The organism is Streptomyces sp. NBC_00090 (assembly GCF_045160815.1).
Classification (GTDB): domain Bacteria; phylum Actinomycetota; class Actinomycetes; order Streptomycetales; family Streptomycetaceae; genus Streptomyces.
Genome location: NZ_CP108224.1, coordinates 736989 through 758633, shown reverse-complemented (window position 1 = coordinate 758633; position 21645 = coordinate 736989). Strand labels below are relative to the sequence as shown.

General features: G+C 73.1%; 18 protein-coding genes. 6 read left to right on the top strand and 12 right to left on the bottom strand.

Going from position 1 to position 21645, the window contains the following annotated elements:
- Positions 1 to 35 precede the first annotated feature (35 nt).
- The 5 genes from OG361_RS03330 to OG361_RS03310 all read right to left on the bottom strand — a co-directional run bounded on the left by OG361_RS03330 (position 36) and on the right by OG361_RS03310 (position 6765).
- Positions 36 to 2975, bottom strand: coding sequence for an alpha/beta hydrolase family protein (locus tag OG361_RS03330; RefSeq protein ID WP_405851763.1), 2940 nt, complete (start codon positions 2973 to 2975; stop codon positions 36 to 38).
- 217 nt (positions 2976 to 3192) lie between these two features.
- A complete protein-coding gene (locus OG361_RS03325; RefSeq protein ID WP_405851762.1) occupies positions 3193 to 4407 on the bottom strand; it encodes an ABC transporter permease in 1215 nt (404 codons plus the stop codon).
- Positions 4404 to 5093 (bottom strand): ABC transporter ATP-binding protein, encoded by a 690-nt coding sequence (locus OG361_RS03320; protein WP_405851761.1) that lies wholly within the window; start codon positions 5091 to 5093, stop codon positions 4404 to 4406. The genes OG361_RS03325 and OG361_RS03320 overlap by 4 nt, the downstream gene beginning before the upstream one ends.
- Complete coding sequence (locus OG361_RS03315; RefSeq protein ID WP_405851760.1) at positions 5090 to 6265, bottom strand: peptidoglycan-binding protein; 1176 nt, start codon at positions 6263 to 6265, stop codon at positions 5090 to 5092. The genes OG361_RS03320 and OG361_RS03315 overlap by 4 nt, the downstream gene beginning before the upstream one ends.
- Positions 6262 to 6765: a hypothetical protein gene (locus tag OG361_RS03310; RefSeq protein ID WP_384559642.1), complete on the bottom strand. Its 504-nt coding sequence runs from the start codon at positions 6763 to 6765 to the stop codon at positions 6262 to 6264. Before OG361_RS03310 ends, OG361_RS03315 begins: the two co-directional genes overlap by 4 nt.
- Before the next feature lie 232 nt (positions 6766 to 6997).
- Between OG361_RS03310 and OG361_RS03305 the strand changes: the two genes are divergently transcribed.
- Both OG361_RS03305 and OG361_RS03300 read left to right on the top strand, forming a co-directional pair.
- Complete coding sequence (locus OG361_RS03305; protein WP_405862039.1) at positions 6998 to 7651, top strand: response regulator transcription factor; 654 nt, start codon at positions 6998 to 7000, stop codon at positions 7649 to 7651.
- Between the two features lie 10 nt (positions 7652 to 7661).
- Positions 7662 to 8783, top strand: a complete 1122-nt coding sequence (locus OG361_RS03300; RefSeq protein WP_405851759.1) for a sensor histidine kinase — start codon at positions 7662 to 7664, stop codon at positions 8781 to 8783.
- 5 nt (positions 8784 to 8788) lie between these two features.
- Here the strand turns inward: OG361_RS03300 and OG361_RS03295 are convergent, their stop codons facing one another.
- On the bottom strand, positions 8789 to 11011 hold the full coding sequence (locus OG361_RS03295) for an ABC transporter ATP-binding protein (protein ID WP_405851758.1): 2223 nt from the start codon (positions 11009 to 11011) through the stop codon (positions 8789 to 8791).
- Positions 11012 to 11076: 65 nt separating this feature from the next.
- On the opposite strand from OG361_RS03295, the gene OG361_RS03290 reads away from it, so the two are divergent.
- Positions 11077 to 12957 carry a S9 family peptidase gene (locus OG361_RS03290; protein WP_405851757.1) on the top strand — a complete coding sequence of 627 codons (1881 nt, stop codon included), beginning with the start codon at positions 11077 to 11079 and terminating at the stop codon, positions 12955 to 12957.
- 65 nt (positions 12958 to 13022) lie between these two features.
- Here the strand turns inward: OG361_RS03290 and OG361_RS03285 are convergent, their stop codons facing one another.
- Positions 13023 to 14252, bottom strand: a complete 1230-nt coding sequence (locus tag OG361_RS03285) for a cupin domain-containing protein (RefSeq protein ID WP_405851756.1) — start codon at positions 14250 to 14252, stop codon at positions 13023 to 13025.
- A gap of 4 nt (positions 14253 to 14256) precedes the next feature.
- A complete protein-coding gene (locus OG361_RS03280; protein WP_405862716.1) occupies positions 14257 to 14409 on the bottom strand; it encodes a hypothetical protein in 153 nt (50 codons plus the stop codon).
- 260 nt (positions 14410 to 14669) lie between these two features.
- On the opposite strand from OG361_RS03280, the gene OG361_RS03275 reads away from it, so the two are divergent.
- A complete protein-coding gene (locus OG361_RS03275; RefSeq protein WP_405851755.1) occupies positions 14670 to 15380 on the top strand; it encodes a helix-turn-helix domain-containing protein in 711 nt (236 codons plus the stop codon).
- A gap of 112 nt (positions 15381 to 15492) precedes the next feature.
- Here the strand turns inward: OG361_RS03275 and OG361_RS03270 are convergent, their stop codons facing one another.
- A complete protein-coding gene (locus tag OG361_RS03270) occupies positions 15493 to 15843 on the bottom strand; it encodes a winged helix-turn-helix transcriptional regulator (protein WP_405851754.1) in 351 nt (116 codons plus the stop codon).
- A gap of 90 nt (positions 15844 to 15933) precedes the next feature.
- On the opposite strand from OG361_RS03270, the gene OG361_RS03265 reads away from it, so the two are divergent.
- Positions 15934 to 16866, top strand: a complete 933-nt coding sequence (locus tag OG361_RS03265; protein WP_405851753.1) for an NAD(P)-dependent oxidoreductase — start codon at positions 15934 to 15936, stop codon at positions 16864 to 16866.
- Here OG361_RS03265 and OG361_RS03260 read toward each other — a convergent pair.
- The 3 genes from OG361_RS03260 to OG361_RS03250 all read right to left on the bottom strand — a co-directional run bounded on the left by OG361_RS03260 (position 16832) and on the right by OG361_RS03250 (position 19860).
- Positions 16832 to 17950, bottom strand: a complete 1119-nt coding sequence (locus tag OG361_RS03260) for a winged helix DNA-binding protein (protein WP_405851752.1) — start codon at positions 17948 to 17950, stop codon at positions 16832 to 16834. The two genes, OG361_RS03265 and OG361_RS03260, sit on opposite strands and share 35 nt — an antisense overlap.
- A gap of 132 nt (positions 17951 to 18082) precedes the next feature.
- On the bottom strand, positions 18083 to 18895 hold the full coding sequence (ddaH, locus tag OG361_RS03255) for a dimethylargininase (protein ID WP_405851751.1): 813 nt from the start codon (positions 18893 to 18895) through the stop codon (positions 18083 to 18085).
- 17 nt (positions 18896 to 18912) lie between these two features.
- Entirely contained in the window at positions 18913 to 19860 is a 948-nt protein-coding gene (locus tag OG361_RS03250) for a methionyl-tRNA formyltransferase (RefSeq protein WP_405851750.1), read from the bottom strand.
- Positions 19861 to 20111: 251 nt separating this feature from the next.
- On the opposite strand from OG361_RS03250, the gene OG361_RS03245 reads away from it, so the two are divergent.
- Positions 20112 to 21500 (top strand): lysine N(6)-hydroxylase/L-ornithine N(5)-oxygenase family protein, encoded by a 1389-nt coding sequence (locus OG361_RS03245; RefSeq protein ID WP_405851749.1) that lies wholly within the window; start codon positions 20112 to 20114, stop codon positions 21498 to 21500.
- The last annotated feature ends 145 nt before the right edge of the window (positions 21501 to 21645 follow it).

Below are 21645 nucleotides of genomic sequence, written 5' to 3'. Positions count from 1 at the left end.
GGACCCGCAGGCGGGGCAGATGCCTTTTCAGCAGGTCAGAACCGTAGAATGCGGCCGATCCTGGTGGCAACCGGATCCACTCTCCCGGAGGATTCAGATCGCGCCGGTTGACGCGCCGGCACCTGGTGGAGGTCCCGCACCCTTCCGGTGAACTCCGGGCCGGGGAGGGGTTCCCAGGACTCGTCGAAGGTGCTCAGGCCGGCCCGCAGCGACTCCGTCGGCTCGGCGATCCCGTCGGCGGCCGTGGGCACGCTCACCTCCTTGCTCGTCTCTCCGGCGGGGACGGAGAACATCACGCCCCAGCCTTCCTTGCTCAGCTCGGACAGGGGCACGGCCGGGTCCGGGGCCTCGCCGAAGCGCTCCTCCAGCCAGGCCCGGTCGACGTCCGCCGAGGACAGCTCCGGGCCGTCGGTCACCGGACGGAACGCGGCCGTGCCCATGATGTCGGCGTCCGCGGCCTCGGACAGCGTCACCCGCCAGGTGAGGGTGGCGCCCTCGGTCACGTCGTCCGCGACCGGCGTCAGGCTCACCTTCGGCATCGCGTCGTCGTTCCGCGCGGTCACCCCGCCCCGGTGCGCGCCGACCACGGTGCCGCGCACCGCCTTGACGAACAGGTCCTGCCGCGTGTCGTAGCCGTAGCGGGTGTTGCCCCGGACGTCGACGGACACGTCGATGTCCTGGCGGCCCGGCCGCACCGTCACCGTGCGGGTCGTGACCTCGTCGGAGTCGGGCCGGGGGACGAACAGTCGGACCTGGCCGCTGCCCTTCCCGGAGACCCGCACCGGAATCCGGTAGGTCCGCACCCCGGAGTCGCCCTCCGCGACCGTCAGACGGCCGACGTCGACGCGCGCCAGCGCCGCCGGGTGTACCGCCGGCGTACCGGGACGCCAGCCCCACGCGTCCATGAGCCACGCGCTGCCGGCGCGGCCGCGCGGGGTCAGTTCGAGCGCCGCGATCCGCTTCAGGTCCAGACCGGCCCGGGTCGCCGCGGAGAGCGGGACGCGGACCTCGCGCGCCCAGTAGGACGTGGTCCGCTCGCTGCCGGGCACTCCGTCGACGCCGGTACGGCCCAGGTGGGCGCGGCGGCCCGAGGCGTCGGTGACGGCGATGTCCAGCTCGGTGCCCGAGCTGTTGGGCGGGACGATCAGGCGCAGGGTCAGGGCTGTGGACCCGGCGAGGGAGAAGGGCCGGGCCGAGCGCACCACGACCGGGGCACCGGGGCTCTCCCACCGCAGGGCGACGGCGTCGCGGCCCGGTTCGGGCGAGGTCTCCCAGAACGCGAAGTGCGGTGAGAGACCGCCCGCGTCGGGCGACAGGCAGGCGCGGGCGTCGTCGGGGTCGACCTGGGCGCAGAGCCGACCGGGACCCGACACCGACACCGAGGAGCCCGGCAGGAAGGCCGGCGTGCGGTGCCCGCCGACGGCGTGGCCGAGGACCCGGGCCGGGTCGGCCGAGGGCGCGCGCCGGCCGGAGCCGTCGAGGAGCGGACGGACCCGGTCGTCACCGCCGACGAACAGCCGGGCGGCCGCCGCGATGTAGGTGGCGCCCGCGGTCTGCTGCTGCGTGGCGGTCAGCCGGGTCGGCGCTCCCGGCGAGCAGACCGGGTCGGCGCCGTCCTCGGACGAGAAGTCGTCCATGGCCGGCGCCTTCGCCTGCCCCGGAGTCCACTCGCTGTTGAAGAAGTTGTGGTTGGCGCCGACCACGTAGAGCGCGCTCTGCAGAGCGGTGCCCCGGCCGACACCGCGGGTGCCGTCGACGTAGTTCTGGCCCTGGAGGTCGTACACGTCGCCGTCGCAGCCCGGCAGGATCGTCGCCGAGGGCACGTCGGGGACCGGGTTGTTGCCGAAGATCGTGGGCCCTATCAGGACGTTGCCGCGGATCTTCCACCGTACGGGGCCTTGGTAGCCGTCCTGGTCGGCGGGCGGCGCGTAGAGGCTGTCGAGCGCGGCCCTGTTGACGCCCTCGCCTCCGCGGGAGTGGCCGACGAGCAGCACGCGCGAGAGGTCCGCGGGTGAGGTCCCGCGCACGGCGGACGGGGCGGCGGACCGGTTCGCGCTCCACTCCGCCCAGCGGGCGAGGTGATGGCGGACCAGGGACGAGCGGGCCTGGGCGCCGCCGTCCTCGGCGAAGTGGTCCTGTCCGTTGATGCCGTTGGCGGAGACGGAGAGCGTCACGTAGCCCTGGGAGGCGAGGAGCCGCTGGGCCTGGAGGTAGCCCTGGTGGCTCGGGATCGGCCGGGTGCCCGCGGCGCAGGGCCACGAGCCGTCGATCTCCTCGCTCCCGGGGGTGTAACAGGTGCTGTGGCGGCCGTGCAGGAAGAGGGCCACCGGTCGCTTCCCCGGGGCGTCGACCGGTCCCACCACCGTGGCGCGCATCTCGACGGGCGCGGGGAATCCGGGCAACGTCACGGATTTCAGCGCGTATTCGCCCCTGACGGTGCGGTATCGGCCGGGGGTCCCCGGGTCGACGGCGTTGGCCGGGAGCGGGGTCGTCGGCAGCGCGGTCGGGGAGAGCGGCCGGACGCGCGCGGAGTCGGCGGAGCCGGCCGCGTCCAGGCTGCGCCCGCCGGCCGTCACCCGCAGTCGTGTTCCCTCTTCGAGCCGGATGTCGCCGAGCGTCAACCGGAAGGTACGACCGTCCGGTTGGGCCACGGGGCGGCCGAGCAGCCGCTCGCCGGCGTGGAACTCGACCCGGGCGTCGCCCATCGGTACGGGCTCGGGCGACGTCCAGACCAGCTGAAGGTCCCCTCCGGCCCCGTCGATCCGCCAGCCCTCGGGGAGGTCGAGGTCCCCGTACCGGCTGCCCGGGGAGGGCGTCGGCAAAGCTCCGGGCGTCGACGGTGCTCCGGGCGTCGACGGTGCTCCGGGTGATGGCGGTGCTGCGGGTGTCGGCTGTGCGGACGCGGCGCCGGGTGACGCCGCCGCCAGCGCGAGTAACGCCGCGGCGGTGGTCATGCCGCGTGTGAGACGTATCAAAACGGTCTTCCTCACGATCGGTCTCGTCGGGGCACCTTCGGTGCGTTCTCGGGGATCCCGGTTCTCCCGGGCACCCCGAGGCCCCCTGGTGCCCCTCTCGACCCCGGAGGACGGGAACGGACGCCTGCCGGTTGCCTGGTGGGGCGTCAGCGGTGCGTGAAGGATGCCGGGCGACCGCCCCGTGCCGATGGCGGGGCGGCCGCCCGGCGGGCGGTCCTCACACCGAGCCCAGCGCCTCCGTCGGCGTCAGCCGGGCCGCCCGGCCCGCCGGGTAGAGACCCGCCGCCGTGCCGATCAGGGCGGCCGCGGCCACACCCGCGAGAAGGATGTCCAGGGGGACGACCACGGGCCAGCCCTGCGAGAGGGACCAGGCGGCGGTGACCAGGGCGCCGAGCAGGACGCCGACGGTGCCGCCCGCTCCGGACAGGGCGACGGACTCGGCCAGGAACTGGACGCGGATCTGCGCGCGCCCCGCGCCCAGGGAGCGGCGCAGGCCGATCTCGGGACGGCGTTCCAGTACGGAGATGACCATGGTGTTGGCCACGCCGACCCCGCCGACGAGCAGGGCGACCGCCCCGAGCCCGAGGAAGAGCGAGGTGAAGGCGGACTTGGCGGCGAGCTGGGCCTCCAGCGCGTCGGACGGCCGGCTGACCCGTACGTCCTGGGGGTTCTCCGGGTTGGCCGTGGCCGCGAGGACCGCGCGGACCGCCTCCACCGAGTCGTCGGGGGAACGCTCGTACACCGTCGTGGGGTGGCCCTCGAAGCCGAAGAGCGTGCGGGCCGCCTCCCAGCCGATGAGGGCCGAGCGGTCGATCTCGGGCGCCAGGGCCACCGGTTCGAGGATGCCGACGACGGTGAACCAGCGTTCCCCGAGGTAGACCTGACGGCCCGTCCGGTCGATGCCGAGGCGCTGCGCCGCCACCGCGCCGAGGACCACCGCCGGATAGCGCCCGGTGGCCCCGTTGAGGAACTCGCCCTCGCCGACGGTGCCGCCGACCGTGCCGAGCAGATCGGTGCGGGCCGCGCTGACACCGATGCCGCCGCCCGCGAGCGGGTCGATCCGGTCCGTGCGGCGTACGGTCACCCCGGGCAGGGCGCCGGTCGCCGTGACCGACTCGACCGGGCCGATCCGGCCCACCATCTCGGCCGCGTCCTTGGGGAGACGGGCCTCGTCGCCGAAGAGGTCCCGGCCCGGCGAGACGGTCAGGAGATTGGTGCCGAGCCGGCTGATGCGGTTCATCAGCTCGGCCTGGCCGGCGTTGCTGATGCCGAGGACCGCCACCATGGCGGCGATGCCGATCGCGATGCCGAGGGCGGAGAGCACCGCCCGGGTGGGGCGGGCCCGCATGCCCACCAGGCCGACGCGGACGACATCGGCGGAGGAGAGCCGCGCCGCGCGGGGCAGTGGGGTGAGCGGGGTGCGGGGGATCAACTCGCCACCCCCGCGGCCGAATCGGTACGGATCCGGCCGTCCAGAACTTCCACCCGGCGGGGGAGCCGCGCGGCGAGCCCCGCGTCGTGCGTGATGACCACGATCGTGGTGCCCCGTGCGTTGAGCTCCCGCAGCAGGTCGAGGACGCCCTCGCCGGCCGACGAGTCGAGATTGCCGGTCGGCTCGTCGGCGAGGATCACCGCCGGACGGATCGCGACCGCCCGGGCGATCGCCGTGCGCTGGCGCTCGCCGCCGGACATCTCGTGCGGCATGTGGTGTAGCCGGTGCCCCAGACCCACCTGGCGGAGCGCGGCGACCGCGAGCGCCCGCCGGCGACGAGCGGGGATGCCGTGGTACAGCAGGCCCTCGGCGACGTTGTCGACGGCGCTGCGGCCGGGGGAGAGGAAGAACTGCTGGAAGACGAAGCCGATCCAGTGGGCCCGGACCGCCGAGATCTGGCGGTCGCTCAACGTCGCCACGTCATGGCCGCGCAGCAGCACCCGGCCCTCGCTGGGGCTGTCGAGCGTGCCCATCAGATGCAGCATCGTCGACTTTCCGGAGCCCGAGCGGCCGACGACGGCGAGGAGTTCGCCCTCCCGCACGGTCAGGTCGGCGCCCCGCAGGGCCCGCACACCGCCCGGATACGTCTTGGACACCGATTCCAGAGTGATGACGGGGTCGGTCATGCGAGCGGGACCTCCACCTTCATGCCCGCGCGCAGCCCCGCGCCCGAGATCTCCACCCGCCCCTGCGCGAACACCCCGAGCGTCACCGGAATCAGCCGGCCCTCCGGGGTCTCCACCGCGTACCCGCCCTCCGCGAGGGCGAGCAGTGCCGGGACGGGGACGGCGAGCACGTCCTCGCGGCGCCCGCTCGTGAAGTCGACCTGGACCGGTGCGCCGTCCAGCGCCCCCACCTCCGCGGGCTTCGACAGGGTCACCTCGACGGGTACGGTCGCGTCCGCCGCCGACGCCTGACGGTCCGGGCCGGCCGAGGGCGCCGAGCGGGCCACCGTACCCACCCGCGACACCTTGCCGTCCGTCGTCCTGCCGCCGGGCAGCCGTACGCGGACGGCGGCGCCGTTCCCGGCCAGCTGCTGCCGCCCGACCGGCATGTCCACGGTCACCACCCGGCGGGTGCCCGACAGCTTGAGGAGCGGGCCCTCCGCCGGGGCGCCGATGATGCCGGGGATCTCCGTGACCCGTACCGAGCCGGGTTCCACCAGGACGTCGCCAGGGGCGACCTTCCCGGTGCGCTCCCGGCCCAGGTCCTCCTGCCAGTCCCGTACCGCCTCCGCGGTGCCGGACGTGAAACGGTCGTCGTCGGCGAGCAGACCGCCGTATCCGAGGGCCTTGAGGTTGCGTTTGACGACCCGCACGTCCGGGCCGTCGTCGACGCCCTCCTCCAGCGTGCGGTAGAGCGGGGTCGCGCCGTGGAAGAGCGGGACGGCGACCCCGTCGACGGCGTACGCGCGCTGTCCGCGCGCGATCGTCGCGCCGACGTCCGGCAGCCAGGTGACGATCCCGCCGTCCCGGGGCGCCGTGACCGTGTAGTCGCCCGCGTATCCGAGCGTGCCGTCGACGCGTTCGCTCTGGACGAGGTCGGTGCGGACCACCGGGGTCGTGCCCGTACGCGGCCCGGCGGCCGGGGCGGCGGGCGCGTCCGTGCGGGTGGAGAGGACGACGCCGCCGGCGGCTACGGCCCCGAGGACGACCACCGTCGTGCCGATCAGCAGGCTCCGGCGGCCCCTTCCCCGTACGGGCTCCTCGTGGCCGACCGGCTCGGGGGCCGGGTCGACCGGTTCGAGGGCCGGTTCGGGGGCGGCGGATCCGCGGGCCGGTGTCAGCGGCTCCGTCATCGGACCGACGCCCTGCACTCGGTGATCGCCACCCGCGCCTTCGGGTCGTTCGCCGCGCCGCTCAGCTGCAGCGGCTTGCCCGGCTCGGGGTCGGCCACGTCCAGGCCCTTCTCGCGCAGGCAGCGGGCCAGCCGGACGGCCTTGTCCTGCGCCGAGGCGTCGGTGTTCTCCTTGCCGCCCGCGCCGAGGAGGCCCTGGCACTCGCCGAGCGCCTTCTGCGTGCGACTGTCGCCCTTGGTGCCCGGCGGGAGCTGGATGTTCTCGTCGCCCTGGGCCGGGTCCGGGACCGGGATGCCGTGCTCGCGCATGCAGCCGGCGAAGGCCACGAGCTGGTCCTGCCTGCTGCCGCCGGGCGACGCGGAGGCGGAGGCCGAGGCCGACGGCGCCCCGCCGTTGCTCGCCACGCCCGGACCGTCCGTACCGCCGCCGCACCCCGTGGCCAGGGCCGCGAGGGCGGCCACCGCCACCGCACCGGTCCTCATCCGTCCACCGATCGACATCTGTGCTCCTCTCCTCGGGTTTCTCGTGGTGACAGATCTACCGAGGGCGGGGTTGCGGGGCCGTCTCCGTACCCGCATACGGTGGCGAAACATCGCGCCGGGTATCACGGAGTGCCGCGAGCGGAATGGTGTGAGCGGAGCGGCGTGAGCGGAAACGGCGCGAGCGGAAGCGCGCGAGCAGGGCGGCGTGAGCGGAAGCGGCGTGAGCGGAACGGACGAAGGGACGGCGCAGATGCGGGTACTGGTGGCGGAGGACGAGCGGATGCTCGCCGAGCTGGTCGCGGAGGGGCTGCGGGTCCACGGCATGGCCGTGGACGTCGCCCTCGACGGGGACGCGGCCCTGGAGCGGCTCACGGTCAACGACTACGACGTCCTCGTCCTCGACCGCGATCTGCCCGGCACCCACGGCGACGACGTCTGCCGCCGGGTCGTCGCCTCCGAGGCCCGTACCCGCATCCTCATGCTCACCGCGGCGGGACAGACGACCGACCTGGTCGCCGGACTGGCGCTCGGCGCCGACGACTACCTCTCCAAGCCCTTCGAGTACCCCGAACTCGTCGCTCGCGTACAGGCCTTGGCGCGGCGCGCCACCCGCGCCCTGCCGCCCGTGCTCGAACGGGCCGGGATCACCCTCGACGTGCCGCGCCGCCAGGCCTTCCGCGACGGACGCTACCTGCGGCTCTCGCCGAAGGAGTTCGCCGTCCTGGAGGTCCTCCTCGCCGCCGAGGGGACCGTCGTCTCGACCGAGGAGCTCCTGGAGCGGGCCTGGGACGAGAACGCCGATCCGTTCACCAGCGCCGTCCGCATCACCATGAGCAAACTCCGCGCGAAACTCGGCCCGCCGCAGCTCATCGAGACCCTGCCCGGCAGCGGCTACCGCATCTGAGAGGCCGTCCATGACCCGGTTCCCCCGGCGCGGCCAGCACTCCCTGCGGCTGCGCCTCACCGCCCTCTACAGCGGCCTCTTCTCCGTCACGGGGCTGCTCCTCCTCGGCCTCACCTACGTGCTCTTCCGGGAGCGGCTCACCGGCACCACCGTCCTCGTGCTCCCCAAGGACGCGCCCTACGCCGACACCGCGCCCTCCCTCTCCAAGAAGCAGGTCGCGGCCCTCGCCGAGCGGCTCCGCGAGGACGCCCTCGAACAGCTGCTCCTGATGTCGCTGCTCGCCCTCCTCGTCATGCTGGTCGCCTCCGTCGCCCTCGGCTGGCTCGTCGCGGGACGCGCGCTGCGCCCCCTCCACACCATCGCGGCGACCGCCCAGCGGCTCTCCGCCGCCACCCTCCACGAACGGATCGGCCTCACCGGACCCGAGGACGAGCTGAAGAACCTCGCCGACACCTTCGACGCGCTCCTCGACCGGCTCCACGCCGCCTTCGAGGCGCAGCGCCGCTTCGTCGCCAACGCCTCCCACGAGCTGCGCACCCCGCTCGCCGTGCAGCGGGCCGCGATCCAGATCCGACTGGGCCGCGCCCGCCCGGAGGACCTGCCCCGCATCCAGGAGGAGCTGCTCGACACCAACCGGCGCAGCGAGCGGCTCATCGAGGGCCTGCTCACCCTCGCCACCAGCGACCGCGGCCTCGACCGGCGCGAACCGGCCGACCTGGCGCGGATCGCCGCCGAGGCCGTCGGGCAGAGCCGGCCGGCGATCCACTCGGCCGGGCTGCGGCTCGCGCTCGACCTGCGGCCCGGGCCGGTGAACGGGGACCCCGTGCTGCTGCACCAGCTCGTCGGCAACCTCGTGCAGAACGCCGTGCGCCACAACGTCCCCGGCGGCTCGATCGAGGTCTCCACCGGGCAGCCGGCAGGTGTCCTCGTGGTGCGCAACACCGGGCCGGTCGTGCCGCCGGGGGAGACCGAGGGCCTGCTCGAACCCTTCCGCAGACTGACCCGCAGCGGTGACGGCGCCGGGCTCGGTCTGTCCATCGTCCGCTCCATCGCCCAGGCGCACGGCGGGACGGTCACCCTCACCGCGCGCCCGGAGGGCGGTCTCGTGGTCCGCGTCGTGATGCCGGTGTGAACGGCTTACGGTGCTCGCCTGCCCTTGGCGGCGAGCGCGGCCTCGATCGCGGCGGCCTTCGCCGCACCGGGGCCCGAGGGAGCGACGACGACCGGCTTCTCGCCGCCCGTCGGCGGCTCCCCGTCCGGCCCGGGCCCGTCCGCCGCCGACGGCCGCCCGTCCGTCCGCGGCCCGTCCGTGTAGGCCGCCGCCTGGAGGGCGAACAGCCGCGCGTACGAGCCGCCCAGGCGCATCAGCTCCTCGTGCGTGCCCCGCTCGGTCGCCCGGCCGTCCTCGATCAGGACGATCAGGTCGGCCCTGCGCACGGTCGAGAAGCGGTGCGAGACGTACACCGTGGTGCGGCCCGCCGCGAGCTCGCCCAACCGGGTGAACAGCTCGTGCTCGGCCTCCGCGTCCAGTGCCGAGGTCGGTTCGTCCAGGACGAGCAGCGCGCCGCGCCGCATGAACGCCCGGGCCAGGGCCACCTTCTGCCACTCGCCGCCCGACAGCTCCACCCCGGTGTCGAACCACTTGCCGAGCGCCGTCCCGTACCCCTGCGGCAGCCGCTCCACGAGCCCCGCCGCCCCGGCACGCCCCGCCGCCTCCTCGATCCGCTCCGGGTCCTCAAGGCCCGGCAGGTCGCCGAGCCCGATGTTCTCCGCGACCGTCGCCTGGTACGTGACGAAGTCCTGGAACATCGCGGCCACCTGGCCGCGCAGCGCCTCCGGGTCGATCTCGCGGATGTCGGTGCCGTCGAGCAGGATGCGGCCCGACTCCGGTTCGTACAGCCGGCAGACCAGCTTGATCAGCGTGGACTTGCCGGCCCCGTTGCGGCCGACGACCGCGAGCGTGGCGCCCGCCGGGACGTCCAGGCTGACGTCGTCGAGCGCCGGCCGATCCGCGCCCGGATAGCGGAACGTGACGTTCTCCAGGACGAGATGGCCGCGTACCGGACCCTCCAGGGACCGACCGCCCTCCGCGCCGGTCCGCACGGCGAGGAGCTCGTACAGCTTGCGCAGGTACAGATGGTGCTCGTACATCCCGGACGCGCCGCCGAACATGCCCTGGATGGCGGCGGTCACGGCGGTCGCCGCCGCCGCGTACAGCACGAGGTCGCCCAGGCCGAGCCGGCCGCGCACCGCCTCCACCGCCACGTACAGATAGGTGAGCGAGCCGACCAGCGTCGTCAGGAGCGACCAGGCGTTGCCGACGAGGTAGCGGGCCGTGACCACGCTCCGCAGCCCCCGGTACGCCACCGCGCCGAGCAGCCGGAACCGCTCGGTCAGGAACGGCGCCAGGCCGAAGACCTTGACCTCCTTGGCGTACGCGTCGGTCGACACGAGCCGCGAGAGGTACTCCATCCGGCGCCGGATCGGCGAGGACCAGAGGGTCACCTGGAAGCCGCGCATGCCGTAGCGCGCGTCGGAGACGAAGGCCGGGACCGGCGCGAGCAGCGCCACCACCGCGACCAGCGGCCCGAGCCCGAACAGCAGCCCCACCATGCTCGCGAACGTCACCGTGTGCTGGAGCAGCGTGAACGCGCCGCCGATCATCATCACGGGCCGCGTCGACGCCTCCTGCTGGGCCTGGCGGAGCAGGTCGTACGAGGCGGAGTCCTCGAAGAACGACAGCGGCAGCCGCCCCGCGTGCTCCATCACCCGCACCTGCACGCTCTGCGTCGCCCGCTCCTGGAGCAGCTGCTGCGCGATGCTCCGCACGGCCGTCGCCAGCCCGCTCAACGCGAACACGCCGCACTGCACGCCGGCGAGCACTGCCAGCGCAGTGACGGTCGTGGAGGCCGGCGGATGCCAGGTGAACCCCGGCAGATCCAGGGAGAGTCGTACGCGGTCGGGCCCGCCGGAGGCGTGCAGCGCCGCGCCCCGGACGACCGTGTCGACGAGCAGCCGTGCCGTCATCGCCACCGCCGCCGGGACCAGGCCGACCAGGACGGTCGAGAGCGCCAGGGCCGTCGTGAGCGCGGGGCTCGCCCGCCACACGAGGGCCAGCACCCGCGCGAGACCGGCCGCCGTACGGGCCGTGGCGCGCCCGGCGGCCCGGAGCGCGGAGACGGGGCCGCGCCGCTCCCGCCGCCCGCCCGGCCCCTGCCCTTCGCCCGGCCCCTGCCGTTCACCCTGCCCCCGCCGGCCCCGGTCTCCGCCGGAACCGGTCTCCGGGAAGTCGACGGGGCCGGTCAGGCCGCTGCCGCCGCTGCTCGCCGCCTCCCTGGACGTGAACACCATCTGCCGCATCAGGACCCCTCCCGCTCGTCCACACCCCGGCGCAACCCGCCATCGACGACAGGACGTGAGACACGATGACCACCGCAGCGACCGTGCCCACCACCCCGCCGCCCCTCATTCCGCGCTCCGTGCTCTTCGGCAACCCCCACCGCATGAGTCCGGCCCTCTCCCCGGACGGCGAGCGGCTCGCCTTTCTCGCGCCCGCCGCCTCCGGCGTCCTCAACGTGCACGCCGGACCCTGGCGCCGACGGGAGTTCCGGCCCGTGACGGCGGACGCGGGGCGGGGCGTGCGGGCCTTCGCCTGGTCCGCCGACGGCAGCCGTCTCCTGTACGTCCAGGACCGGGACGGGGACGAGAACACCCACCTCTACGCCGTCGACCCCGACGCCGGCCCGGGCTCCGCCCGCGACCTCACCCCCTTCGAGGGCGTACAGGCCAGGATCGTCTCGCTCGACCCGCGCCGGCCCGACCGGCTGCTCGTCGGGCTCAACCTGCGCGACCCGGCCGTGCACGACGCCTACCGGCTCGACCCCGTGACCGGGGAGCTCGAACTCGCCGCGCGGGACGAGGGGTTCAGCCGGTGGGTCGCCGACGACCGGCTGCGGGTACGGGGCGCGCTGCGGCCGTACCCGGACGGCTCCACCGCCCTTCTCGTACGGGACGACGAGACCGCGCCGTGGCGCGAGCTGCACCGGGCCGGCCCCGAAGACGCCCCGGCGCTGCGGCCGTTCGGCTTCGTCACCGGCGGTCGCCGACTGCTCCTGCTCTCCTCCGAGGGCGCCGACACCGCCCGGCTCCTGCGCGTCGACACCGTGACCGGCCAGGCGGAGATCCTGTACGAGGACCCGGAACACGACGTCGAGGGCGTCGGCGTCCATCCCGTCACCGGCGAGGCCCAGTTCGTCCTCGTCCGGCGCGCCCGCAACGACATCGAACTTCTCGACCCGTCCCTCGCCGCCGACTTCGCCGCGCTCCGGGCCGCCGCCCCCGGCGACGTCAGCGTCCTCGGCCGCGACCGCGCCGACCGGCACTGGCTCGTCCAGCACAACACCGACGACGCACCCGCCGGATACCGGCTGCTCCATCGGGCCGATGACGGCGGGCCCGCCCGTACCGAGTACCTGTTCAGCCATCTCCCCGCCCTGGAAGGACGCCCGCTCGCCCGCGTCGAACCCTTCTCCTTCACCGCCCGCGACGGGCTGCGCGTCCACGGCTACCTCACCTTCCCGCCGGGCGCCGGACGCCACCGGCTCCCGACCGTGCTCTGCGTCCACGGCGGACCCTGGACCCGCGACCAGTGGGGCTTCCGCGCCGAGGCGCAGTGGCTCGCCAACCGCGGCTACCTCTGCCTCCAGGTCAACTTCCGCGGCTCCACCGGCTACGGCAAGGAGTTCACCCGCGCCGGGGACCGCGAGTGGGGCGGGCGCATGCAGGACGACCTCAGGGACGCCGTCCGCCACACCGTGGCCCTGGGCCACACCGACCCGGCCCGCGTCGCCGTCTACGGCGGCTCGTACGGCGGATACGCGGCGCTCGCCGGAGCCGCCTTCACCCCCGGCGACTACCGGTGCGCGGTCGCCGTCGCCGCGCCCTCGTCGCTGCTCAGCTTCATCGAGTCCGTCCCCGCGACCTGGGGACCGATGGCGGCGATGCTGCGCAGGCGGGTCGGCTCGCCGGAGACCGAGCCGGAGTTCCTGCGTGCCCGCTCGCCGCTCTTCGCCGCCGACCGGATCCGTGTCCCGCTGCTCATCGGGCAGGGCGGGCGGGACCCGCGGGTGCGGCGCGAGGAGTCCGAGCAACTGGTCGCCGCACTGCGCCGCGGCGGCGTTCCCCATGAGTACCTGCTCTTTCCCGACGAGGGGCACGGATTCGTCCGGCCCCGCAACCGACTGGCGTTCTACGCGGCCGCCGAGCGCTTCCTCGCGGAGCATCTCGGCGGCCGTCACGAGGCGTAGGGGGTGTCTTGCGGTGTCTTGCCGGACACCCTCCAGCGCCCCGGACCGGGTCCGGGGCGGAGAGCTCACGCCAGGGTCAGCAGACCCTCCTGCACCAGCCGGCGGACCAGGACGAGCCGGCCCTCGACGTCCAGGGCGCCGGTCACCTCGCGCGCCGTGAACGGGGCCCGGGCGTCGAGCACGTACCGCAGCTCGGGCTCGATCCGGGCGGGCAGCCGCACCACCTTCCCGTGGAACTCCAGGTGCAGCCCGGTGCCCCGGTCGCCGAGCGACCACAGGAGCTCCGGCCTGCGCCGCACCCGGGTGTCGGGGCCGAGCGTGCGCAGCCCCTCCAGGTCGAGCAGGTGGCCGTCCAGGACCGGTCGCCGGCCCACCAGGGCGCGGCTCGCGGCCCGCTCGACCAGCTCGGCCGGGTCCACGGCCCCCGCGACCGAGGCGAGCAGCTCCGCCAGGGTCGCGGCGGCCCCGGCCCGCAGCTCCGGATCGAGGGCGAAGCCGGGCGGCAGCGCGCCCCGGTAGCGCGGATCGCCCTCGATCGCCCGGTCGAGGGCGTCCTTGAGCACGGTCGACCAGAGGACCGGCAGCACGCCGAGCGTGATGTGCAGCGAGGCCTCGTCGTTCGAGGTGGCGTCGTGCACGGTCCCGCGCGGCATGTACATCAGGTCACCGGGCCGCAGGTCGAACTCGCGGACGGGGGCGCCCGCACCCGCCTTCGGTCTGCGGTACGGCTGGTTCGCCAGCGGCAGCTCGTCGGGGGAGTCGTACAGCCGCCAGTGCTTCGACCCCCACACCTGGAGCACGAACACGTCGTGGGTGTCGTAGTGGCTGGTGAGGCCCTGTGCCCCGGCCGGGGTCAGATAGGCGTTCGCCTGGAACCCGGCGCTGAACTCGCCCGACAGCGTGCGGCACAGCCGGCCGAGCGGCTCCCAGCGTTCGTGCAGGAACTTGAAGACGACGGTGGAGCCGCGCCGGTAGAGGTCGTAGAGGACTTCGAGTCCGTTGCTCGGACCGCCCGGTCCCGAAGCCGCCATTTCGACGAGCGGAATCTCCTGGCCGTTCACCACGACTTTGAGTTCGGAGGTGCGGACGCTGGAGGTGGAAAGAATATGGTCGACATCGCGGAAACTCAGCGACGCCGCATAGTGGTCGGGATTCTCCCGGTGAATGACGAGCGGTTCTCGCTCCCAGTACTCGTCCTTGAACCGTTCGGGAGTCAGGGGGGACAGAAGGCTGTTGAGGCCGAGCGAAGGCTGCGCCTGGGGCGCAGCCTCCCACCCGCCGTGAACCACGGCCATGAGGTCAGATCACCGGGTCCGAGGGGTCGTTGTCGGCGATCACGAACACCGGGTCGGTCGGGTCGTTGTCCGAGATCACGAAATCGGGCGTCGCGATCGGCGAGGGTGAGACCTCGATTTCGTCCGGCCGGAGCGAATTGCGCTCTTCCATGGTCACTCCCGTTTTCCTGGTGGTTCGGGAACTCCGTACGGTTGTGCGGAGCGGGGTCGATCCTCGTCAGTGGCATGGAGCGGTGTCAATGCTGTCCGACGCCCTGTCGCATTGCTTTCCATGGCTCCCGAGGTGAAATTCCGGTGGATTCATGTCAGGAGTTCCACGACATCCTTGACATCGGAGAAGGGGTGCGGAGACATCGCTGAAACGTGTCGTGGTCTACACCGGTAGGGAGGAGCAGGGGGAGACGAGGAGGGGGATCGGTGAGCCGACACGCGAGTGCGGCACAGCGCCACCGGGCCATGCGCGAGGTGCTGGCCGGCCGGCCCGTCGGGGAGGTGGCCCGGCGGCACGGCGTCTCGCGGCAGACGCTGTACGCCTGGCGGAAGCGGTACGCGGCACACGGCGAAGGCGGTCTGGAGGACCGCTCACGGCGCCCGCACCGGAGCCCGGCCCGGATCGCGCCCGCCGTGGAGGCGCTGATCTGTTCGCTCCGCGAGCAGCACCCGGAGTGGGGTGCGGGGCGGCTGCGTGACGCGCTCGAACGGCTGGGGATCGCGGTTCCGCCCTCGCGCACCACGATCCACCGGGTGCTGGTGCGCAACCGTCTCCTCGTGCGGGCACCGGCGAACGGGGACGAGGAGCTGAACGCCCTGATCGCCGCGGCGCGCGAGACCCTGGACCGGCTGCGGGCGGCGCTGGGCGGTCTCGACGAGCCCGAACCCCGCGAGGCCCCGGCCCCGGGGCCGGCCGCGCACGCGGATGGAGAGGCGGGGGCGAGTGCAGGGGCCGCCGGGTCGGCCGGCGAACCGTGCGGGGCGTGTGCGCTGTGCGCGCCGCCGGTACGGCTCTTCGAGCGTCCGGCGCCCGCGTCAACCATCTCCCGGTACGGCAGGGTCATCCCGGCACCGCGCGACGTGGGGCGCACGGCGGTCCCACTGACCGAATCCGCGCGGTGCGGGTCCACCGACTGAGACGGGGTCAGGGGCAACCGCCCCGCCCCACCCACTTTTTTGTGGGTACTTGTCGCGGGACGGGCCCCGGGAGAGCCTGGTGGTGGCCGAGGGAAAGGAGACGGACGAACGGTCAGGACGCGGCGCGTTCCTCGGCGAGCCGGTCCAGACGGCGGTGGCCCCAGTCGGAGAGGGGTGCCAGCGCGTCGGAGAGCTCCTCGCCGAAGTCGGTCAGCGAGTAGACGGTCTTCGGTGGCAGTACGTCGTGCACCTCGCGGTGCACGAGGCCGTCCGCCTCCATCTCCCGCAGGGCCTGCGTCAGCACCTTCTCGCTGATCGCCGGGATCAGCCGGCGCAGTTCACCGGGCCGCTGCGGGCCGGTTTCGAGCAGCCAGAGCAGCAGGGTCTTCCATTTGCCGTCGATCACGGCGACGGCGGCGGTCACGCCGCAGACCCCGGTGTCCTCGGCCCGGCTGCGCGTCATCGTCCTCGACCTCGTCCTTCGGTCATCCCGGTGTCATCCGTGCCGTCCGGCACGTCTTCCTTCTTACCTCATGTGCAAGGGACTTCAGTCATGCCTTCTTCCCAGGACCACTCCTCTTCCCAGGACCACTCCTCGCAGGACCACGCCTCCCGGCCGTCGGCCGTCACGGTCGTCGGACTCGGCCCCATGGGCCGGGCGCTGGCCGGCGCGTTCGTCTCCGCCGGCGTGCGCACCACCGTGTGGAACCGCACCCCGGGCCGGGACCGCGAGCTCGTCGAGCGGGGCGCGATCGGGGCCGGGAGCGCCGCCGAGGCGGTCGCCGCGAGCCCGCTGACCGTCGTCTGCCTGGTCAACTACGACGCGACGGACGCCGTGCTGCGTCGGGACGACGTCACCGCCGCGCTCAAGGGGCGCGCCCTGGTGAACCTGAGCGCCGACACCCCGGACCGGGCCAGGTCCACCGGTCGCTGGGCCGACGAGCACGGCATCCGCTATCTCGACGGCGCCATCATGACGCCCACCACGGCCATCGGCACGCCGGCGGGCGTCTTCCTCCACAGCGGCCCGGAGGAGCTCTACCACGAGCACCGGCCGGTGCTGGAGGCGCTGGGCGGCACGCACACCCACCTCGGAGCGGACGTCGGCCGCGCGGCGGCGTACGACATCGCGCTGCTCGACATCTTCTGGACGTCGATGACGGGGTACGTCCACGCCCTGGCCCTGGCGGGCGCGGAGGGGATCTCGCCGCGCGAACTCGCCCCGCTGGCCCAGGGGATCGGAGCGATCCTGCCGCCGATCTTCGCGGAGCTGGCCGAGGAGGTCGAGAGCGGCGGCCACTCGGGCGAGGGCAACCCGCTGACGTCCGCCGTCTCGACCATGGCGCACATCGTCCACGCCTCCGAGGCCCACGGCATCGAAGCGGGCGTGATGCGTGCCGCCGAGGGGCTGGCGCGCCGCGCGGTGGGGCTGGGCCACGGCGCGGAGGGTTTCAGCCGGATCGCCGAGGTCCTGGGCCGCCGTTGAGGGTGCCGCTCTCGTCGGCGAGCACCGAGTCCGCCGGACCGAAGCACTCCTCCGGTGCCACCTCCCGGCCCTCCTCCGTGCGGAGGAGGGTCAGGGCGAGGCCGTGGTTGCGGCCCGTGTGGGCCTCGGTGCCCGTGACGACGACCACGCCCTCGTCCTCCGTGTGGAGGACCAGGCCGGGTGTCCCCGCGTAGGCGTGGCGCGAGACGGTGGCGCCGAGGATGTCGAGCCGTCGGCCGTCGTGGTGGGTGTAGGCGGCCGGGTGGGCGTGGCGCCGGGAGTCGACGAGGCGCGCGATGGACTCGGCGGGGCGGGTCCAGTCGACCCGGCCGTCCTCGACGGAGTGGGTCTGTACGGGGATGCCGGCGCTCCGCCGCCGGGATCGCGCGCTGCTCGGGCGCTCGTGCACGACGCCGGCCGGCGCGGGTTCGAGGTGGCTGTGCACGCGGCGTAACAGGGAGGTGAGTTGCTCGCGCTCCGCCGCGTCGAGGGGGGCGAGGATCTCGTCGTCCGCCGTCGCGATCTCGGCGCTGAGCGCGGCCAGGGACGACCGGCCCTCGGCGGTCAGCCGGACCACGACGCGGCGCCGGTCGGCGGGGTCGCGGACGCAGTCCACGTGGCCGGCCTTCTCGAGGTCGTTGACGATCTTCACGAGGTCGCTGGCGTTCATGTCGAGCCGCGCGGCGAGGACGGTCTTCATCTGCGGGCCGAGGTCGCCGAGCAGCGCCATCACGGTCAGATGCCACAGGCGGAGGCCGCGGGCGGCCAGCTTGTCGGTCAGCCGTCGGCGCGCGGCCTTGCCGATGGCGGTCAGGAGGTACGCGTGGAGGTCCAGCACGCTGGGTGGCGTCATCCGCATCGAGGGCGCGCCCGTGACCGGCCCGGGGCCCGTCCCGTGGTGACCGGTCCCGTGGTGACCGGTCCCGTCGTGGTCGGCTCGGTCGCTCGCGGCTCCGGGCGGGGTGGGTAACGCGGCGCCGGGCACCGTGACGAGGGTCAGGTCGGAGCCGGCGAGCGACCTGAAGACCGCTGCCCAGTCGGTCGGCGCATTCGAGATGCCGACGACGGCGTACGGCTGGTCCATCAACTACCCCTCCGAGAGTTAGGTTAGGCTAACCTAATATGCTGTACGAGGGCTGCCGCCCGAGGACCGCCGGAGCGATCGACGTGGCGGCAACCGCCGGCGCACCCCGGGACCGTCCGGGGCGCGCCGGAGTCAGGCGGCCGTGCGCAGTTCCAGCGTGCAGCACTTGACGCTGCCGCCGGCCTTGAGGAGCTCCGAGAGGTCCACGCCGATGGGGTTGAAGCCTCGTGCGCGCAACTGCTCGGTCATGTCCGTGGCGTTGTGCGGGAGGACGACGTTGTAGCCGTCCGAGGTCGCGTTGAGGCCGAAGACCGCCGCGTCCTCGGCCGTGGCGATCAGGGCGTCGGGGAAGAGGCGCCGGAGTACGGCGAGACTGCCCGGCGAGAAGGCCGGCGGATGGTAGGCGATCGTCGTCTCGTCGAGCACCGTCAGCGCGGTGTCGAGGTGGTAGTAGTTCGGGTCCACGAGCGTCAGTCCGATGACGGGACGTCCGAAGAACTCCTGCGCCTCGTCGTGCGAGCGCGGATCGCTGCGGAAGCCCGTACCGGCGAGCAGCCACTCACCGGTCAACAGGTAGTCCCCCTCGCCCTCGTTGACGACGTCGGCGGTGCGCAGGTCGGGGAATCCGTTGTCGCGCAGCCAGTCGTGGTAGGCCGGTCCTTCCGCGATGCGCTCGGCGTCGCGGAACCTGGCCACGAGGGCCCGGCCGTCGACGACGGTGGCGCCGTTGGCGGCGAAGACCATGTCGGGGAGGCCGGGCAGGGGGTCGATCGTGTCGACGGTGTGCCCGAGGGTCAGGTAGACCTCGCGCAGCTTCTCCCACTGGGTGATGGCCAGTTGGGTGTCGACGGGCTTCGCCGGGTCCATCCAGGGGTTGATGGAGTAGACCACGTCGAAGTGGGTGGGCCGGCACATGAGGTAGTGCCGAGGCCGTGCGGTACGCATGGTGAGGGTCCTCGTGGTCAGGGGCGGCTGGTGAGGTAGCCGCCCATGGAAGTGAAGTACTCGGCCGCGGTCGACTCGCGGCCGTCGTGCGTCCGTACGCGGGTGATGGCCAGGCCGTGGTTGCGGCCCGTACGGGCGTCCGCCCCGGCGACGATCACGACGCCGTCGCCCTCGCGGTAGAAGATCCGGCCGGGGGTGCCGCCGTAACGGCCCGTGGAGACGACGGCGGAGAGGATCTCCAGCCGCTTGCCCCGGTGGAACGTGAAGGCGGCCGGATACGGGTCCGACTGGGCGCGGACCAGGCGCTCCAGGACCTCGGCGGGCCAGCTCCAGTCGATCCGGATGTCCTCCTCGGCCCGCTTGTGGAAGAAGCTGGCCTGCGACCTGTCCTGCTTGGTGAACTCGGTCTGCCCGGAGGCGATCAGGCCGAGGGCGCCGATGGTGACCGGCGCGATGAGGTCGACCGTCTTGTGGAAGAGATCCGTCGCCGTGTCCGTCGGCTCCACGGTGACCGACTGCTGCCGGACGATGTCGCCGGCGTCGAGCACCTCGTCCATCATGTGGGCCGTGACGCCCACTTCCGGCTCGCCGTTGATGAGCGCCCAGATGAGGGGCGAGAAGCCGGCGTACTTCGGCAGCAGCGAGTCATGGACGTTCAACGTCCCGTGGCGCGGCAGGGTGTAGATCCGCGGAGGGATCCAGGTCCGCCAGTTGTTGGCCACGATGATGTCCGGATCGGCCTCCTTGAGGCGCTCGAACAGCTCCTCGTCGTCGGGCCGGTTGCGGATGACCACGGGGACCCCGTGCTCCGCCGCCAGATCGGCGACTGAGTCGCTCCAGATCTTCTCGTAGGCGTGCTCGCTCTTGGGGTGTGTCACGACCAACACCACGTCGTGCTCGGAGTCCAGGAGCGCTTGGAGGGTGCGATGGCCCCAGGTCTGATAACCGAACATGACGACCCGCATGGGGCTTCCTCCTAGGGAGAGCGATTGACCGGCGCCAAGTAAAGCAAGGCTTACCTAACATGACAACTGGGCCAGGTTTCAAGGGTGTTGGAGGCCATGGTTTCGCCCTCTTCGGCCGCGCCCCGTCGACACGGGGCGTCAGATCAGGTTAGCTTTACCTAAGTTCCGCTCGGGGTGCCCTCTCCGGTGTGCCCCCGATGCCCTGTTTCCCTGCCACGCCCCCCACAGGCGGCACGCACGATGGGAGTGACATGTCTCAGGTTCTTCCTGGTGACACACCTCTGGTCCACGACCTCATTGGTATCGGCTTCGGGCCGTCCAACGTGGCCCTGGCGTTGGCGCTCAGCGAGCACAACGCACGCGTCGGCAGGGAGGAGGCGGTGACCGCCCACTTCTTCGAGCGGCAGCCGTGTTTCGGCTGGCACCGCGGCATGCTGATCGACGACGCGACCATGCAGGTGTCCTTCCTCAAGGACCTGGTGACGCTGCGGAACCCGTCGAGCGAGTACAGCTTCCTCTGCTACCTGCAGAGCAAGGGCCGGCTGATCGACTTCGTCAACCACAAGAACCTCTTCCCGCTGCGCGTGGAGTTCCACGACTACTTCGAGTGGGCGGCGGCGAAGGTCGACGACATGGTCTCGTACGGCCACGAGATCATCGCGGTCGAACCGGTCGTCCAGGACGGCGTCGTGGAGTACCTGGAGGTGACCGCCCGCTCCGGTACGGAGCTGGTCGTCCACCGCGCCCGCAACCTCGTCCTCGGCACCGGCCTGCGCCCGCGCATGCCGGAGGGCATCGAGCGGAGCGACCGCGTCTGGCACAACTCCGACCTGCTGGCGAAGGTGGACAGCCTGGAGGGCACCGCCCCCGAGCGGTTCGTCGTCGTGGGTGCCGGGCAGAGCGCCGCGGAGAACGTGGCCTATCTGCACCGCCGGTTCCCCGACGCCGAGATCTGCGCAGTCTTCTCCCGGTACGGCTACAGCCCCGCCGACGACAGCGCCTTCGCCAACCGCATCTTCGACCCCGAAGCGGTCGACGAGTACTTCACGGCCCCCGACGAGATCAAGCGCAAGCTGATGGAGTACCACGGCAACACCAACTACTCCGTGGTGGACATCGACCTCATCGACGACCTGTACCGGCAGTCGTACCAGGAGAAGGTCCTCGGCACCGAGCGGCTGCGCTTCCTCAACATCTCCCGGCTCGTCGGCGTCGAGGACGGCCCCGACGGCGCACGCGCCGTCGTGAAGTCCCTGGTCAGCGGCGAGGAGACCACGCTCGACGCCGACGTGGTCGTGCTCGCCACCGGCTACAGCCCCGCCGACCCGCTCGGCCTCCTGGGCGACGTCGCCGACCGCTGCCACCGCGACGAGCAGGGCCGTATCCGCGTCGAGCGCGACTACCGCGTCGCCACCGACCCCGAACTGCGCTGCGGCATATACCTCCAGGGCGGCACCGAGCACACCCACGGCATCACGTCGTCGCTGCTCTCCAACACCGCGATCAGGGTCGGCGAGATCCTCGACTCGGTCGTCGGCCGCCGCCCCGCCCCGGCCTCCGCCGCCACCGTCCCGGCTCCCGCCTCCGCGGCCTCCGGTGAGATCCGGCCGGTCGCCGACGGCGTCGGAACCGCCCGCTAGCGCGGGCCGCACACCACCGCTCGCACTCTCCGCGCCCCCCACGCACGACCCGCCACTCCCCACCGGGCAGCACTCTCGTGCCCGGCGGGCGTGGCACGCACTGTGAATCCCCGTGAAAGGAACGTCTGTGTCCACTGGTGTTCGT

Excerpts from the sequence above, each read along its gene's own strand:
- OG361_RS03265 (WP_405851753.1), top strand. The coding sequence starts at position 15,934 with ATGCCTTCTTCCCAGGACCACTCCTCTTCCCAGGACCACTCCTCGCAG.
- OG361_RS03310 (WP_384559642.1), bottom strand. The coding sequence starts at position 6,765 with ATGTCGATCGGTGGACGGATGAGGACCGGTGCGGTGGCGGTGGCCGCC.
- OG361_RS03300 (WP_405851759.1), top strand. The coding sequence starts at position 7,662 with ATGACCCGGTTCCCCCGGCGCGGCCAGCACTCCCTGCGGCTGCGCCTC.
- OG361_RS03315 (WP_405851760.1), bottom strand. The coding sequence starts at position 6,265 with ATGACGGAGCCGCTGACACCGGCCCGCGGATCCGCCGCCCCCGAACCG.
- OG361_RS03260 (WP_405851752.1), bottom strand. The coding sequence starts at position 17,950 with ATGGACCAGCCGTACGCCGTCGTCGGCATCTCGAATGCGCCGACCGAC.
- ddaH (WP_405851751.1), bottom strand. The coding sequence starts at position 18,895 with ATGCGTACCGCACGGCCTCGGCACTACCTCATGTGCCGGCCCACCCAC.
- OG361_RS03250 (WP_405851750.1), bottom strand. The coding sequence starts at position 19,860 with ATGCGGGTCGTCATGTTCGGTTATCAGACCTGGGGCCATCGCACCCTC.
- OG361_RS03245 (WP_405851749.1), top strand. The coding sequence starts at position 20,112 with ATGTCTCAGGTTCTTCCTGGTGACACACCTCTGGTCCACGACCTCATT.
- OG361_RS03270 (WP_405851754.1), bottom strand. The coding sequence starts at position 15,843 with ATGACGCGCAGCCGGGCCGAGGACACCGGGGTCTGCGGCGTGACCGCC.
- OG361_RS03285 (WP_405851756.1), bottom strand. The coding sequence starts at position 14,252 with ATGGCCGTGGTTCACGGCGGGTGGGAGGCTGCGCCCCAGGCGCAGCCT.
- OG361_RS03290 (WP_405851757.1), top strand. The coding sequence starts at position 11,077 with ATGACCACCGCAGCGACCGTGCCCACCACCCCGCCGCCCCTCATTCCG.
- OG361_RS03295 (WP_405851758.1), bottom strand. The coding sequence starts at position 11,011 with ATGCGGCAGATGGTGTTCACGTCCAGGGAGGCGGCGAGCAGCGGCGGC.
- OG361_RS03320 (WP_405851761.1), bottom strand. The coding sequence starts at position 5,093 with ATGACCGACCCCGTCATCACTCTGGAATCGGTGTCCAAGACGTATCCG.
- OG361_RS03305 (WP_405862039.1), top strand. The coding sequence starts at position 6,998 with ATGCGGGTACTGGTGGCGGAGGACGAGCGGATGCTCGCCGAGCTGGTC.